At 41.7% G+C, this 333-nt stretch carries 1 protein-coding gene; it reads left to right on the top strand.

Features of this window, described 5'->3' with window-relative positions:
* A partial coding sequence (locus FD50_RS03820) for an IS30 family transposase (protein WP_156653483.1) occupies positions 1-333 on the top strand: 333 nt, incomplete at both ends.

The raw sequence follows: 333 nt of genomic DNA on the forward strand, positions 1-333 counted from the left end.
CGAGGTCAGTCACGAGCATGTTTGGTCACTTTTGTAGAACGTAAAACCCGGCTTCTATGGGCTATCAAAGCCCCTAATCGCACCGCCAAGACCTTAAATGATACCTTTGGAAAGTTTATGGGGATCTTCGGTTCCCAAGTGAAATCTATAACTGTTGATCATGGTAAGGAGTTTGCCGATTATCGATCCATAGAACAAGACTATCAGATTAAAGTTTATTTTTGTCACCCGTATTCACCATGGGAACGGGGATCCAATGAATATTTCAATCGACGGTTACGTTGGTTTTTCCCGAAAAAGACTAACTTTGACCAGATAACGACTGATGAAATC

It is taken from the genome of Liquorilactobacillus satsumensis DSM 16230 = JCM 12392, assembly GCF_001435195.1.
GTDB lineage: Bacteria > Bacillota > Bacilli > Lactobacillales > Lactobacillaceae > Liquorilactobacillus > Liquorilactobacillus satsumensis.